Annotated in this window: 12 protein-coding genes; 7 read left to right on the top strand and 5 right to left on the bottom strand. The window is 69.5% G+C overall.

Annotation, left to right across the window (positions count from 1 at the left end; translation table 11 throughout):
* The first annotated feature begins 21 nt into the window (after positions 1 to 21).
* Together JWS13_RS26500 and JWS13_RS26495 are read left to right on the top strand one after the other, a co-directional pair.
* A complete protein-coding gene (locus JWS13_RS26500) occupies positions 22 to 1,383 on the top strand; it encodes a glycosyltransferase family 87 protein (RefSeq protein ID WP_206008310.1) in 1,362 nt (453 codons plus the stop codon).
* Complete coding sequence (locus JWS13_RS26495; RefSeq protein WP_206008309.1) at positions 1,380 to 1,964, top strand: GNAT family N-acetyltransferase; 585 nt, start codon at positions 1,380 to 1,382, stop codon at positions 1,962 to 1,964. Before JWS13_RS26500 ends, JWS13_RS26495 begins: the two co-directional genes overlap by 4 nt.
* Before the next feature lie 15 nt (positions 1,965 to 1,979).
* Here JWS13_RS26495 and JWS13_RS26490 read toward each other — a convergent pair whose 3' ends face one another.
* Together JWS13_RS26490 and JWS13_RS26485 are read right to left on the bottom strand one after the other, a co-directional pair.
* Positions 1,980 to 2,924 carry an alpha/beta hydrolase gene (locus tag JWS13_RS26490; protein ID WP_206008308.1) on the bottom strand — a complete coding sequence of 315 codons (945 nt, stop codon included), beginning with the start codon at positions 2,922 to 2,924 and terminating at the stop codon, positions 1,980 to 1,982.
* Between the two features lie 27 nt (positions 2,925 to 2,951).
* Entirely contained in the window at positions 2,952 to 4,625 is a 1,674-nt protein-coding gene (locus JWS13_RS26485) for a flavin-containing monooxygenase (protein WP_206008307.1), read from the bottom strand.
* Between the two features lie 218 nt (positions 4,626 to 4,843).
* Between JWS13_RS26485 and JWS13_RS26480 the strand changes: the two genes are divergently transcribed.
* Positions 4,844 to 7,138 (top strand): ATP-binding protein, encoded by a 2,295-nt coding sequence (locus tag JWS13_RS26480; RefSeq protein ID WP_206008306.1) that lies wholly within the window; start codon positions 4,844 to 4,846, stop codon positions 7,136 to 7,138.
* Positions 7,139 to 7,249: 111 nt separating this feature from the next.
* Positions 7,250 to 7,537 carry a CD225/dispanin family protein gene (locus JWS13_RS26475; RefSeq protein WP_206008305.1) on the top strand — a complete coding sequence of 96 codons (288 nt, stop codon included), beginning with the start codon at positions 7,250 to 7,252 and terminating at the stop codon, positions 7,535 to 7,537.
* On the opposite strand, the gene JWS13_RS26470 is transcribed toward JWS13_RS26475, so the two are convergent.
* From JWS13_RS26470 to JWS13_RS26460, 3 genes are all read right to left on the bottom strand, one after another.
* A complete protein-coding gene (locus tag JWS13_RS26470; protein WP_206008304.1) occupies positions 7,534 to 9,147 on the bottom strand; it encodes a glycosyltransferase family 87 protein in 1,614 nt (537 codons plus the stop codon). The genes JWS13_RS26475 and JWS13_RS26470 overlap by 4 nt on opposite strands.
* A 22-nt stretch (positions 9,148 to 9,169) precedes the next feature.
* The gene (locus JWS13_RS26465) at positions 9,170 to 11,440 is read right to left on the bottom strand and encodes a transglycosylase domain-containing protein (protein WP_338050677.1); all 2,271 of its coding nucleotides are present in this window, start codon (positions 11,438 to 11,440) and stop codon (positions 9,170 to 9,172) included.
* A gap of 375 nt (positions 11,441 to 11,815) precedes the next feature.
* Positions 11,816 to 12,247, bottom strand: coding sequence for a DUF5318 domain-containing protein (locus JWS13_RS26460; protein WP_072947293.1), 432 nt, complete (start codon positions 12,245 to 12,247; stop codon positions 11,816 to 11,818).
* Positions 12,248 to 12,335: 88 nt separating this feature from the next.
* On the opposite strand from JWS13_RS26460, the gene JWS13_RS26455 reads away from it, so the two are divergent.
* From JWS13_RS26455 to JWS13_RS26445, 3 genes are read left to right on the top strand one after another with little or no spacing between them, the layout of a single operon-like run.
* Complete coding sequence (locus JWS13_RS26455; RefSeq protein WP_206008303.1) at positions 12,336 to 13,190, top strand: DUF1707 SHOCT-like domain-containing protein; 855 nt, start codon at positions 12,336 to 12,338, stop codon at positions 13,188 to 13,190.
* 13 nt (positions 13,191 to 13,203) lie between these two features.
* Positions 13,204 to 14,028, top strand: a complete 825-nt coding sequence (locus JWS13_RS26450; protein WP_206008302.1) for a DUF1707 SHOCT-like domain-containing protein — start codon at positions 13,204 to 13,206, stop codon at positions 14,026 to 14,028.
* 7 nt (positions 14,029 to 14,035) lie between these two features.
* Entirely contained in the window at positions 14,036 to 14,827 is a 792-nt protein-coding gene (locus tag JWS13_RS26445) for a DUF1707 SHOCT-like domain-containing protein (RefSeq protein WP_206008301.1), read from the top strand.
* The last annotated feature ends 121 nt before the right edge of the window (positions 14,828 to 14,948 follow it).

The following is a 14,948-nucleotide window of genomic DNA, read 5'->3' as shown; positions in this document are numbered from 1 at the left end:
GGAGCGCCCTAGTGTGGATTCATGCATATCGGAGCTCGGCAGCGGTCGCCGATCACGGCGGTCGTCGTCGGGTTGGCGGGCCTCGCCATGCTCGCCGGCTACCTGCAGAAGGCGCGGTGCGCCGGGGCGCCGTTCGACGGCGTCGGCCGGAGCCTGATCTTCGACCGCATCAAGGACACGCAGGTCTGCTATTCCGACATCCAATTCCTGTGGCTCGGCCGCGACGTCAACCTGCACGTCTTCCCGTACGTCAGCGGCGGCATCAACGCCGACGGCGTCCTCACCGGCGGCACCGTCGAGTACCCGGTGCTGAGCGGTGTCCTGATGTGGCTCGGCGGCATCGGTTCGCACACCGACGCCGACTTCCTGCTGCACTCGGCGCTGATCCTCGCCCCGTTCGGCCTGCTCACAGCCTGGATGCTGGGGCGCCTGGCGGGCTGGTGGGCGCTGCTGTGGTCGGCGACCCCGCCGCTGGTGCTGTACGCCTTCCACAACTGGGAACTGCCGGTCGTCGCGACGTCGGTGGCCGCGATCTTCGTCATGACACTCGAACGCATCCCGCTCCGCACGCGTGCGGTACTCGCGGCGGTGCTCCTCGCCGTCGGGTTCTGCCTGAAGCTGTATCCGGGTGCGTTCGTGCTGCCGCTGATCGCGTACGTCCTCACCCGGGGCGGCACCGCGGAGCGACGCTACGACGTGCGCGGCGCGGTGCTGGTCGCGGTCGCCGCGATCACCACCGTGGTGGCGGTGAACCTGCCGTTCGCCCTCATTTCCTACCGCGGATGGCGGGCGTCGTTCACGTTCCAGGAGAACCGCCACGCCGACCTCACCACCAACTCCATCTGGTACTGGGGGCTGCGCCCGCTGTTCGGACCGGTCGCCGACGACGTCCCGCTGCCCGCGTACGACCAGACGGTCAGCCTGCTGTCGCCGCTCCTCGTGTGCGTCGCGTTCGCGATCGCCCTGCGGCTCGGCTGGTCGCGGTTCCACCGCGACGGCGTGTACCCGTGGATCGCCGTCAGCGCCGCCATGTTGTGCGGATTCCTGCTGCTGCACAAGGTGCATTCGCCGCAGTACACGCTGTGGCTGATCCCGTTCTTCGTGCTGCTGCGCGTCCCGTGGGGGCTCGTCGCCGCGTACCTCGTGGCCGACCTGTCGATGGGGATCGGCGTCTTCAAGTACTTCGGCGCCCTGGCCGCCCAGACGGACGCGTCGACGTTCGAGGTACTGGTGAAGTTCGGCGTGTGGGGCCGTGCGGGACTGCTGGTGGTGCTGTTCTTCGTGTTCCTGCGCGCGACTCTCCGGCATCCGCCCGTCCGCGGGCGCACCGGTCCGGGGTCCGGCAGGCGGCCGATGCTGAAATCTCCCGAGCCGGCGCGATGAGCGAATCCTGGTTCGCGCATCCGACTCTCACCGGACGGCACGTACGCCTCGAACCGCTGGGCGAGAAGCACGTCGACGGACTGCTGGACGCGGTCGACGACCCCCGCATCTTCCACTGGACGTCCGTCGCGATCGCCGACCGGGACGACACGGCGGCGTTCGTCCGCGGCGCCGACGAGGATCCGACCCGGTTGGCGTACGCGCAGATCGACGTTCACACCGAGCGGATCGTCGGTTCGACGTCGCTGTATCTGATCGACCCGAAGAACCGCAGTCTCGCGATCGGGCACACCTGGTTGTCGCGTTCCGCGCAAGGAACGCTGATCAATCCGGACTCGAAACTGCTGCTCCTGCGCCGGGCATTCGAGGACCTCGGCGCGGTCCGCGTCGAATGGCACACCGACGAACGCAACGCCCACTCCCGCGGCGCCATCGCCAAGCTGGGGGCCGAGTTCGAGGGCATCCTGCGCAAGCACCGGCGCCGCCGCGACGGATCGTGGCGCAACACCGCCCTGTTCTCGATGGTCGACGAGGAATGGCCGCGCATCTGCCCCCGACTCGAGGCGCGAGTCGAGGGCTGACGCGGCCGGGTTACGTCACAGGACGGGCGCGGTGGCCGTCACCCGCTTCACGAACTCGACAACGGCCGAGCGTATTTCGCTGCTGCGCGGAATGGCACCGGACATCCAGAACGCGCCGTGGAGGAGTCCGTCGAAGCGGATCGCCTCCGTGTCGACGCCCGCCTGCCGCAGCGCCCCGGCGTACGCCTCGGCCTCGTCGCGGGCCACCTCGTTCTCGGTGGTGAGCACGAGCGCGGGCGGAAGCCCTTCGAGGCTCGCGGCGCGGCTCGGGACGGCATACGGATGGGTCGCGTCGTCGGGGGAGCGCAGGTAGTTGCTCCAGAACCAGTCGAGATCGCCGGCGCCGATCACGTATCCCTGAGCGAACTCCCGCCGGGAGGGGAACTCAGCGTTCGGATCGATCACCGGATAGATCAGCACCTGCCCCCGCAGCCGAGGCCCGTCCTCGTCGCGGGCCCGCAGCGCGGTGACCGCGGCCAGGTTGCCGCCGGCGCTGTCACCCATGACGACGACGTTGCCGGGGTCCCCGCCGTAGTTCCCGACGTTGGCGGCCACCCATTGCAGTGCGGCCGATGCGTCTTCGGCGGCGGCCGGGAACCGGTGTTCGGGGGCCCGGCGGTACGTCGCGGCGACGACGATCGCGCCCGCGCCGTTCGCGACCGCGCGTGCGGGTTCGTCGACGACGTCGAGGTCGCCGGCCACGAAACCGCCGCCGTGGAAGTACAGGACCACCGGGTGCGGCGCCTGCCCCTCGGGGATGTAGACCCGCAGCGCGATCTGCGTTCCGCCGCTCTCGTAGTGCGCGTCCGCCACGCGGGCGACGGGTTCGGGCGGCGCCTGCAGTCCGGTGAACGTCGCCACCACCGCCCGCACCTCGTCGACGGTGCTGTGCTCGAAAGCCTTCAGCCCCTGCGCCTGTAGTCCGGCGATCAGTTCGGCTGCGTGTGAATCGAGTGCCATGTCGGTCTCCTCTGTGGGGGTTCGGGGTCAGGACACTGTGGAAGCCCGGCGGACACGCCCGGCGGGGGAGGCGACGCGGGCCTCCGCCCGGGTGAGCGCGAAGCCGGAGTAGCCGCCTGCGACGACGTCCTCGCAGGTGGCCCGGTAGGTGGGGGCGCCGCCGAGGTAGACCATGCAGGCGCGGGGCTTGCCGGGGATGTTTGCGCCCATGTACCAGGAGTTCGTCTCCGGCAGCAGGGTCTGGTTCGCGATGTCGTTGGTCATTGCGCCCCAATCGGTTTCGGCCTGCGCGGTGGGCTCGATGACGTCGAGGCCGCGGCGGTCCAGGTAGTCGATCGCATCGGTGGCGAAGTCGACGTGATCCTCGATGGCGAGGGGCATGTTGTAGAGCACCGACGGCGACTGCGGCCCGGTGATGACGAACAGGTTCGGGAACTCGTTGACCATGATGCCGAGGTACGTCCTTGGTCCGTGCTCCCACTTCTCGGCCAGCGGCAGGCCACCCCGACCGCGGATGTCCATCGCCATCAGCGGTCCGGTCATGGCGTCGAATCCGGTTGCGAGCACGATGGTGTCGACCTCGTAGACGCGGTCGCCGACCCGGACTCCGGTCGGGGTGATCTCGTCGATCGGCGTGGTCTTCACGTCGACGACGCTCACCGAGTCGCGGTTGAACGCCTCGTAGTAGTTGGTCTCGAGCGGTGGCCGCTTGGTGCCGTACGCGTAGCCGGTCGGGGCGAGTGTCGCCGCCTTCGCCGGGTCCTGGACCCGCTCGTGGATCCGCCCCCGGATGTAGTCGGCGATCGTGTCGTTGGCCGCCTTGTCGAACAGGATGTCCTGATAGGAGTCGATGAACAACCGGAACCCGCCGGCGTTCCAGCGTTCGTCGAACGTGCGGCGCCGCTCGTCGGCGTCGACGGCGAGCGCGGACGGCTGCACCTGATCGAACGGGACGCCGAGGAAGTGGTTGCGGGCCGCGTTCCGCACGTCCGCGTAGTTGCCCTTGATGTCCGCGACCTCGTCCGGGTCGATCGGACCGTTGCCGAGGGGGGTCGCGAAGTTGGGGGTGCGCTGGAAGACGACCAGTTCGGCCGCGTCCTCGGCGATGAACGGGATCGCCTGGATCGCGCTGGCCCCGGTCCCGATCACGGCGACCCGCTTTCCGGTGAAGTCGGCGCCCTCGCGCGGCCAGTTGCCGGTGAGCAGCACCTCCCCACGGAAGTTCTCGATGCCGCCGAACTCCGGCGTCTTCGGCACCGACAGGTTGCCCGCACCCGAGATGAAGTACCGGCTGCGCACGACGGCGCCGTCGTCGGTGCGGACCGTCCACACCGAATCCTCGTCGCTCCAGTGCACGCCGATCACCCGGGTGCCGAACGTGATATCCTTCCGCAGGTCGAAGCGGTCGGCGACGTGTTCGAGGTAGCGGAGGATCTCCGGCTGCCCGGCGAACTTCTCACTCCACTGCCAGTCCTGCTGCAGATCCTCGTCGAACGAGTACGAGTAGTGGACGCTCTCGATGTCGCAGCGGGCTCCCGGGTACCGATTCCAGAACCAGGTACCGCCCACGTCCGAGCCGGCCTCGAACACCCGAGTCGACAGCTTCATCGTGTCGCGCAACTTGCGAAGCGCGTAGAGGCCGGCGAACCCGGCGCCCACGACGACGACATCGACGTCGGCGGAAGAATTGGTGTTTGACATGTGTTGGGCTCCTCGCGAACGGTGGCTTCCGGCTGAGTTCGAGCGGCCGGGGTATGCCGACAACGATGACCCGCGTCACATCACCCCCACACGGGGTGAAACACCCCCTTGATTACCTGTGTTGTCCGTCACAGCAGGTGGGAGTAGGTTCGTGCCACACCTGGCCGACCGGACACGGGAGACATCCACTGACTCGCTCGAGAGAACTCACCAGGTCGATGACCAGCTTCATCGGCCGGCGCCGCGAGATCGAGGAAGCCCGTGCCCGTCTCCAGCAGTCCCGGCTGGTGTCGCTGCTCGGCGCGGGCGGCGTGGGCAAGACGCGGCTGGCCGAGGAACTCGCGGTCCGCTCAGCGCGCGCCTTCCGCGACTCCGTCCGGTGGATCGACCTCGCACCCGTCCGCGACCCCGGCGCGCTGCCCTCCGCCGCCGCGGCCGCCCTCGGCGTCACCGATCAGTCCAGCCGCGCGGTGATGGACAAGGTGATCGACCACCTGCAGTCGCGGCACCTGCTGATCGTCGTCGACAACTGCGAGCATCTCCTGTCCTCCGCCGGTGAATTCGTGGGCGCCGTTCTCGCCGCCGCGCCGGAGGTCCGGGTGCTCACCACCAGTCGCGAACCGCTCGGGATCGCCGGTGAATTCACGTACATCCTTCCGCCGCTGAGCACCCCGGGTGACGTCGAGAACTGCCGCGCCGCGGACATCGCCCCGTTCGAATCGGTGTCGCTGCTCGTCGAGCGCGCGCAGGGCGTCGTCGCCGACTTCCGCCTCACCGACGCGAACGCCCCCGCCGTCGCCCAGCTGTGCAATCAGCTCGACGGGATTCCGCTCGCCATCGAACTCGCCGCCGCCAGGCTGCGGTCGCTGTCCGCGTCGCAACTCGTCGAACGCCTCGACCAGCGGTTCGCGCTCCTCACCGGCGGCGACCGTGCCGCGATGCCCCGCCAGCAGACGCTGCGCGCCCTCATCGACTGGAGTTACGAACTGTGCTCCGACACCGAGCGGCGACTGTGGTCCCGGCTCGCCGTGTTCCCCGGCAGCTTCGATCTCGAAGCCGCGGAAGCGATCACCGGGTTCGGTGAGCTGTCCGACTCGCCGGTCATCGACGTCCTCGACCGGCTCGTCGGAAAATGCCTTGTCACCGTGGACCGTTCGACCGAGAGGCTCCGCTATTCGCAGCTGATGACGGTCCGCGAATACGGGCACGAGCTTCTCGACCGCGGCGGGGAACGCGACGAGCTGTACCGGCGGCATCTCGAGCACTATTCGGAGCGCGCCCGCCGGTCGTCGCTCGACTGGTGCGGGCCAGGACAATCCGAGACACTCGCGGGACTGCGGATCGACCACCCCAACCTCGTCGCCGCCCTGGACTGGGCCCTGCACGACGACTCGCAGCGGGCCGCGGCCGCCGAACTGGCCGTCGCCCTGCGGTACCACTGGATCGCCGGCGGCAACCTGTCCGACGGCCGGATCCGGCTCGAGCGGATCCTGCAGCGGCTCACCGAACCGACGCGGGAGCGGGGCGACGTGCTGTGGGTGACGGCGTGGACCGCGCTGATCCAGGGCGACCGCGACGCCGCGCGGGAACACCTCGACGAATGCACGGCGATCGCGACGGCACTCGGCGACGAGCGACTGCGGGCGCACGCCGATCACTGGGCGGGGATCCACGCGGTGTTCTCCGGCCGCCCCGCCGACGCGATCCTGCTGTTCCGGGACGCGATCGCCGTCCACCGCGCCGTCGGCGACACCGCCTCGGCGCTGACGGCGTCGTTCGAACTGGGCATGGCGCAGACCTACGACGGCCGCCTCGACGACGCACTGGAGACGTGCCGCGACGTGATCGCGGTGGCCGACCGGCACGGCGAGAAGTGGAACAAAGCCTACGCCCTCTGGGTTTCGAGCGTCGCGTACTTCCACCTGGGCCGGACCGACGACGCCGTCGACGCCGCCCAGCAGGCGCTGCGGATCCAGCGCGACTTCAAGGACAAGATCTGCACGGCCCTGTCGATCGAGGTGCTGTCGTGGGTGGCGACGTCGAGCGGCGACGCGAACGCGGCGGCGACCCTGTGCGGCGCCGCGAAGAGGGTGTGGCACCGGCTCGGCACGTCCGTCGCGGCGTTCGGCCCCCAGATCACCGACGACTCACAGTCGTCCGAGCGGGACGCCGCCCGCATGGTGGGACCCGGCGAGTTCGCCCAACTCGCAACGCCCGCGGTCCGGCTCACCATCGAGCAGGCGGTCGATCTCGCGCTCAGCACCCGGACCGAGGACGTGGCGGCGCCCGTCGCCGAGGCGTCACCGCTGACGAAACGGGAACAGGAGATCGCCGAACTGCTCGCGCAGGGTCTCAGTAATCGGCAGATAGCCGAAGGGCTGGTGATCTCGCGGCGCACCGTCGACGGGCACGTCGAGCACATCTTCGACAAGCTGGCCGTCAGCTCCCGCACCCAGGTGGCGGCATGGGTCGCGGCCCGGGCGCATCCGCCCGCCGTGGAGACCGGCCGGTAGCCGGACCGTAGCCGCAGCCCACGCGAAAGGCACTGCACAGTCGGGGATCTCGACGGTCTATACTCCACGTCGTCGCCCACGGTCGTGGGCACCACCACGGGGAGGCAACGCATGACGTCGCAGCAGCAGGACACCGGGGCGGACTACCGCGGGCCGCTGGCACCGCCGCCGGCCAGCAGTCTGCCGCTCGCCATTCTTGCGATTATCGCGTTCGTGCCGTTCGGCGTCGTCGCGCTTCTGCGTGCGCTCAGCGTCCACCGACTGTGGGAGCGCGGCGAGTACGACCTGTCGGTGCGCGCCGCCGCCGACGCCCGCCAGTGGTCGATCCGCGCGATCGCCCTCGGTGTCTCGATCGCCGTGTTCGCGGTCGGGGCGGCGCTGGTGCTGTCGAAGGCCTAGCCCGGCGAAACACCGTGAGCGGGAGCCGCTTCTACGGGTGGCCGCGGGCGTAGCCAGGCAGGCAGCCACCGCGACTGCGCGTCGGGCGCCTGGTCGAGCACGCCGCCCGACGGATCGTCGATGAAGCCGTACCGCACGAGGTCCTCGTCGGGCCGGTAGATCTGGCGGAGGATCAGCGCGCAGATGACCACGACCGCGATGTCGCGGACCACCACCGCGGCGGTGAACCACTGCTCGGGGAGCCCCTTGTTGGACACGCCGAGGTAGTAGAACATGCGCGGCACCCACACGAGTGCGTCGATCGTCATCCAGGCCAGCAGGATCCGCCGGTGCGGGAACGCGAGCACGGCCAGCGGCACGAGCCACAGCGAATACTGCGGGCTCCACACCTTGTTGGTGAGGAGGAAACCCGCGACCAGCAGGAAGCACAGTTGGGTGAGCCGCGGCCGCCTCGGCGCCGTCAGCGCGACGTACCCGATCCCGACGCACACGAGCGCGAACAGCAGGAACGACATCGCATTGAGCACGGTGGGCGCCTCACCGGCCGCCAGGATGCCGTCGAATCCGGTCCAGCCCGTGAACGAGGAGATGACGTTGTAGACGGAGTCGGGGTCGGCGCCGCGTTCGGAATTGAGCCGGAAGAACTCGGCCCAGCCGCGCGGGAACAGGACGGCGATCGGCAGATTCACCGCGACCCACGCGCCGACCCCGGTCAGTGCCGTCACCGACCAGTCCCGCACCCGGCCCGTGCGCAGGCACAGCACCAGCAGGGGGCCGAGCAGGAGCAGCGGATACAGCTTGGCGGCGCCGCCGAGACCGAGCAGGATCCCGGCGAGCACCGGCCGTTTCCGGGACCACGCCAGCAGCCCGCCCGCGGCGAAAGCCGTTGCGAGCGGATCGAAATTCGTGAACGCGTGCACGATCACGAGGGGGGACGCGGCGATCAGGGCGGCGTCCCAGATCCGGCGTCCGGCGAGCAGCGCACTCGCCCAGACGGTGACCAGCCAGGCCAGTGCCAGACCGAGTGCGACGACGTTGAAATAGATCGCGACCTGCAGGGCGCCGGGCAACCAGTGCACCGCATCCCACGACTTCGCGATCGTCATCGCACCGTACTGGTAGAGCCCGGAGATCACCGGGTATTCCATGTAGCGGCGCTGGATCTGGCCGTTGCCCTCGGTCTCTTCCCACCACTTCTTGTAGGGGAACGCGCCCTCGTTCAACCGCTCCGCCCCGTACAGGGGCACCGTGTCCGAGTAGCACATCGCGACGTACTGCCTGCTGCCGCTCCAGTCGAGCCCCAGCGCGCCGTTCTCGCCGACGGGAGCCTGCTGGATGCACGGCGCCTTCGCGAACCAGCCGAGCGCGAGAAACACGATCGCCAGCAACAGGATGGCGCGCATCGGCGTGAAGAACCGGCTGCGCCCGACGACCGCGTGCCGTCCGACCGGACCACCGATCACGCCGGACAGATCGGCGGTCAGCGGGTCGGTGCGCCCCGGAAGGTCCCGCCAGTCCGCGGAACGCCGATCCTTCGCCAGCGGCGCGGGCGAGACGAATTCCGTCTCGCCCGCGTCTCGGACGGCGTGCGCGTCACGGTTGTCGGCCACTCCGCGAGGCTACCGGTCGCCGTTAACGGGTCGGAACCTGCTGCTGGCCGTTGCCGGCGTTCGGCGGTGTCGTCGTCTCCGGTTCCGCCGGCACGGCCGGGGCCGGAGTGGTCTGCCGCGGTGCCAGTCCCGGAATCGGGATGGTGATGCCGGGCAGGATCTCCACCGGCGACGGCGTCACGACCACCGGCGGCACGAGCTCCGTCGGCAACTGGAACGTGCTCGACGGCGGCGCCGACGTCTTGGTCGGTGCGGGCGCCGAATAGGCCGGGACACCCGACTGACCGCCGATGGAACCCGGCTTCGGGAACTTCTCGACGTCGGTGCCGTCGAGGGCGCCGTCCATCGTGTCCTTCCAGATGTCGGACGGCAGACCGGAGCCGTAGATCATGGCGCCGCCGCTGTTCTCCAGCGCCTGACCGTCGGTGGTGCCGACCCACACCGCCGTGGACAGCGACGGGGTGTACCCGACCATCCAGGCGTCCTTGTTCTTCCCGGTGTCGCCGAGCTGCGCGGTACCGGTCTTCGCGGCCGACGGGCGACCGCCTGCCAGGTTGTGGCCACGCGAGTACCCGGCGATCGGCTCCATCGCCGACGTCACGTTGTCGGCGACGTCCTTGTCGATGCGGTCCTCACCGGTGTCGCCGCCGCGGTCGAGCAGCACCGTGCCGTCCGCGCTCACGACCTTCTGCACGAAGTGCGGGGCGTGGTACGTGCCCGACGCGGCCAGCGTGGCGTACGACGACGCCATGTCGAGGACCCGCGACTGGTACTGGCCGAGGACGATGCCGTTGTTGGGACCACTGCCGTCGGGCTCGGTCAGCGACGGTCCGACACCGGGGATCTCCTCCGGGATGCCCGCCTTGTGGGCCATGTCGGCGATCGCCTGCGGTCCGCCGTCGAGTGCGAGTTCCTGACGGTAGAAGCTGGTGTTCAGCGACCGCTTCAGCGCCTCGGCGATGGTGCAGGTGCCGCAGCCCTCGCCCTCGACGTTGCTGATGGTGATGCCGTTGACGGTCAGCTCCGAGCTGTCGTACATCTGCGACAGCGGGATGCCCTGGTCGAGGGCCGCGGCGAGACCGAACACCTTGAACGACGAACCGGTCTGCAGGCCGGCGTTCGCGAAGTCGTAGCCGCCGCCGTCCTCGCCGCCGTAGTACGCGCGCACGGCGCCGGTCTTCGGGTCGACCGACACGACACCGGTGCGCAGGTTCTCCGGCTCACCCTCCATGTTGGAGCGGGCCGAATCCACGGCCGCCGCCTGGGCGACCGGGTCGATGGTGGTGGTGATCTCGAGGCCCTCGGTGTTGAGCAGCTGCTCGCTGATCCCGGCCTCACCCAGCTCCCGCAGAACCTGGTTCTTGATCAGGCCCTCCGGTCCGGAATCCTGGTTGCCGTTGTCGACCTGAGCGATCGGCACGTACGGCGGGTACTGCATCACCGACCGGGCCGACTGCTGCAGCGTTCCCGCCGACACCATGCCGTCGAGCACGTAGTTCCAGCGCGCCTGCGCACCCTCCGGGTTGGTCTCCGGGTCGAGCAGCGACGGCAGCTGGATCGACGACGCCAGCACCGCGCTCTCCTCGACCGTCAACTGGTCGACGGGCTTGTTGAAGTACGCCTTCGACGCGGCCGCGATGCCGTACGCACCACGCCCGAAGTAGATGGTGTTCAGGTACGCCGCGAGGATGTCGTCCTTGGACCACTCACGGGCCATCTTCGACGAGATGACGAGTTCCTTCATCTTTCGCGTCAGCGAACGCTCGGAACCGACCATCGTCTTCTTCACGTACTGCTGCGTGATGGTCGAGCCACCACCGGCGCTGTCCTTGCCCAGGACGTTGTCGCGGGCGGCACGCGCGAAACCACCGATGGAGAAGCCGGGGTTCGAGTAGAAGTCCCGGTCCTCGGCCGCGAGCACCGCGTCACGGGTGTGCTTCGGGATCTGGTCGAGCGTCACCTCCGTGCGGTTGCCCTCCGGCGGCACCACCTTGCTCAGCACCGACGTGCCGTCGGACGCGTAGATCGTGGCCACCTGGTTGGTCTTGAGGTCGCCGGGACGCGGAACGTCCTGGACGACGTAGGCCGCCATGAACAGCAGGATCGGAATGATCAGACCCAGCGCGACACACGCGTACGCCGTCCGGCGCACGATCTTCCACCGCGACTTCTTCACAGCCGTCTTCTTTCCACCCTTCGGCGGTTCGCCACCGCGGCCGCCACCGGTCTTGCGACCGTTCGACGGCGGCGGTCCCGGCGGGCGCCCACCGGGGCCCGACTGGTTGCGCGCCACCGGGGGCGCACCCGCGGGACGTCCGGGCGGGGGACCGGGACGGCGCGGCGGGGGACCGGGCGGCCGGCCACCACCCTGCGGCGGCGGACCGGGACGACGCGGCGGCGGGCCGGGGGGACGGCCACCACCCTGCGGGGGCGGAGGCGGCATCCTTCGCGGCGGGGGACCACCCGCAGGCTGTCCGCCGCGGGGTGGTGGACCTCCGGGGCGCCCCTGTGGCGGGGGGCCACTCGGTCGTCTCGGTCCGTTCGGTCGATCACCCGGGGCGTTGCTGCGGGGGGAACTCACGTACAAATCTCCAGTGGTTGTGGACCGGCTTCAGTCCTGCGTTACGTCTGTGGGCATTCTTCGGCCCGCGTCCGTGTTCGGGCGTGTCTACTCGCTCGCGGTGCGACGGCTCGGAGGCCGAGGCCGTGGCGACGACCGCCTGGGCCGTTTCGGTGCGGGCACGGTACCGAGAACATAGGACTGAACCAAATGGTTCCAGCTGCATGTCCGGCACACCTCGACCACGTGAACCGAGAACTCCTCCTGAGTGGACGCAAGACGCACCAACTCCTCGGCCGTACGAGCCGAACCCGACACCGGGCCCAACTTGTCGCCGAAGACCCAGGAAACGAGAGTCAACTGCTCCTTACGGCAGATCGGGCACACCACGTCACTGCCCTTGCCGTGGAACTTTGCGGCACGAAGCAGGTAGGGGCTGGCGTCACAGACCTCCTTGACACCCGTCCTGCCCGAGTAGACCTCGGCCAGGAGAGACCGGCGCTGAAGCGCATAGTCCACCACCTGCCGCTGTATCCGCACGGAGACCAGAGTACGTGCGTCGCGTTCGGAGAGAAGGGGTCGGTCGAGTGACGCTGGTCAAACACGGTTGCCGCACTACGATGCCGGTGTGGCCTCAGGACCGTCCTCGCAGACTCGCGCACGTGACCTCGACCGGGTCAACGCATGCAGCCAACTCGACGCCGCGTACGCCGACGGCCAGCTCGGCGCCGGCGAGTACCACGACCGGTCCGCCCAGGCCATGTCAGCGAAGACCCTGGCCGAGCTGAACCTGCTGATCAGCGACCTGCAGCTGCCCTCGGCGGTCACGGAACAGGCACCCGTCCGGACTCCGGGATCACCCCGCCTGGCGCTGCGGATCGTGGTCGCGTGCGGGGCGGTGATCGCGGTCGGCGCGATCGGTCTCACGCTCACCGAGCAGGACGGCCCGGACCCCGTCGTCACACCGGTCCCGGCGCAGGTCGAGAAGCCGCCGGCCCAGCCGGAGGTCGTGGTGCCCGCGGTCGAGCCGATCATCGTCGGCGCGGCGCAGCCCCTCACCCAGGACGGGATCTACGCCCTCTTCGAGCAGTACCGGCAGAAGTTCGGCGACCTCACCGTCCACGAACTGGGGTTGTACGACCAGTACGCGATCCTGTCGCGAACAGCGCCGGACGCCCCCGACAAGGTCGACCGGTACGACTTCCGCGGCGGATTCAAGACGTCGGACACCCGCACGCAGCGCCTCCCCGGAACCGGCGAGGTCGACCTCGCCCAGGTCGACGTCCCCAAACTCGTCGCGCTCATCGCCGACGCACCCCGGCTGGTCGGCGTCCCGGACGGCAGCATCGGGCACGTCCTCCTCGCCGACGGCGGCAAGGGACCCGCCATCAACATGTACGTCTACGACAAGGCCCGGACCGGCGGCGGCTACCTGCGGGCGACCCTCGGCGGCGACGTGTGGCAGGTCAACCCCGCGAACTAGCTAAGATCCTCGGGTGGCCAGCCGATACCCCGCGAACACGCGGGCGCGAGACGTCGATCGAGCCAATACGTCCGCACTGCTCGATGCCGCGTTCGGCGACGGCCAGATCAACAAGTCCGAGCACCGTGCGATGTCCGACCTCGCCTCGGAGGCCCGCACCCTCGCCGACCTGGACGTTCTGGTCGGTGACCTGCAGCGGCCCGCCGACGCACCGCCGGACGCACGGCCCCCGCGCGACACCGCCAGGCCCTGGTTCCCGCTCGCCGTCGCCGCGGTCGCGGTGGTGGCGGCGGTCGGCGCCTTCACCCTCGCCGCCGGCGACGACGCGGAGGCCACCGTGACGCCCGTCGCGCAGCAGATCGATTTCGATGCCGTCGAACCACTGGTCGTCGCGACCCCGAACCCCGTGTCCCCCGAGGGCATGAAGGTGTTCCTCGACCGCTACCGCGCCAAGTTCGGCGACCTGATCGTCGACGACCTCACCCTCTACGAGGGCGGCCACGCCAGCCTCGAACGCGCGCTCCCACTCGAACCGAACCGGATGGTGAGCTACGGCTACCGCGGCGGGTTCACGCCGTCCGGCACCCCGACCACCCGGAAGGTCGACACCCCCGTGTTCGACCTGTCGACGCTGAACCTCGACAGGATCGGCCGAACGGTCGCGGGCGCCCCGGTGAGCCTGAACGTTCCCGACGGAAAAGTCAGTCACATCTCGTTCCAGACCGACAGCGCCGGCCCCACCGTGTCGATCTACGTGACCAACGAGTTCAGCGAGAGCGGATACATGGAGCTCACCCCGTCCGGTGAACCTCTGAGTGTCCGCCCTTTCGGTCGATAGGACGCAAATGCCCAGGACCACCCTCGCCGGTATCCGCGCCCGCGACTCCGACCGCGCCGACGCGTGCGGGCTGCTCGACGCCGCCCTCGCCGACGGCCAGCTGTCCGCCTCGGAACACGCCTCCCGCACCTCCACGGCGATGCGGGCGAAGACGTTCGACGAACTCGAACGCCTGATCGGGGACCTCCAGATCCCCAGTAGGCTCGCGGCCAGTCCCGTCGTGTCGCCGCGCCGCCGCCGATCGCCCCGGCGCTGGGTGTACGCCGCGATCCTCGTCGTCGCCGCGGCCGCCGTCGGCGGCATCGCCGGAGCTGTCGCGAACAGCGACCTCGGCCCGTCGAAATCGGTGCCGAACCTGACCACCGGTGCCGGCCTGCACTTCTTCCTCGACGAGTACCGCGCCGAGTACGGCGACACCGTCGCCGACGACCTCGGCCTCTACCCGGAACACGCCGTCGTCGACCGGCCGGCCTCCGGAAACGCGAGGCAGTCCGATTCCTACCTCTACGACGGCGAGTTCGACGACTGGGGCAGTTCCACCAGCCGCGCCGCCGACGAGAGGTCCTTCGACCTCGGCACCGTCGACCAGGTCGCGATCGCCGGACTGCTCGCCGGGGCACCCGAAACGCTGCGTGTCCCCGACGGTGCGGTGGAGATCGTGTCCTTCGGCTACGAACCCGGCTCGGACGACGGACCGCCGACCATCTCCATCCACGTGAAGAACGCCGACGGCGACAGCGGGCACATGGTCGTCGGATTCGACGGCGAGCCGTTCGACATCTACCCGTTCGAGGACTGAGCGTCCGGGCGGCTGTCCCGCAACCCTGAGGCATCGTCGGCGCTTCCACGCGCCCGGACCAGTGTCAACAACCTGTGACGGCTTGTCCCATGTATCGAGCGGGCGTATCGTCCTATATATC

This window comes from Rhodococcus pseudokoreensis, assembly GCF_017068395.1.
In the GTDB taxonomy this organism is placed as follows: domain Bacteria; phylum Actinomycetota; class Actinomycetes; order Mycobacteriales; family Mycobacteriaceae; genus Rhodococcus_F; species Rhodococcus_F pseudokoreensis.
The sequence above is the reverse complement of the archived record's forward strand: the minus strand, read 5'-3'. Positions and strand labels throughout refer to the sequence as shown.